At 78.2% G+C, this 239-nt stretch carries 1 pseudogene; it reads left to right on the top strand.

Going from position 1 to position 239, the window contains the following annotated elements:
* Positions 1 to 239, top strand: a pseudogene (locus tag KVT14_RS21210) (hypothetical protein); the annotation flags it as partial.

Raw genomic sequence — 239 nt, 5'->3', positions numbered from 1 at the left:
CCCAGTACCTGCTGGGCGTCCGGCCTGAGCACGACGGCCTGGTGGTCGACCCGCAGATCGGGCCGCACGTGCCGTCGTTCGGCGTCACCCGGGTCGCCCGCGGCGCCCGGTACGAGATCACCGTGGCCAACGCCGGCGCGCCGGGCGCGCGCGGGCGGCTGGTCGTGGACGGGGTCCCGGTCGAGGGGTCGGCCGTGCCCTACGCGCCCGCGGGCAGCACCGTGCGGGTGGAGGTCACC

Source organism: Cellulomonas sp. GbtcB1 (assembly GCF_019091725.1).
In the GTDB taxonomy this organism is placed as follows: Bacteria; Actinomycetota; Actinomycetes; order Actinomycetales; family Cellulomonadaceae; genus Cellulomonas.
The sequence above is the reverse complement of the archived record's forward strand: the minus strand, read 5'-3'. Positions and strand labels throughout refer to the sequence as shown.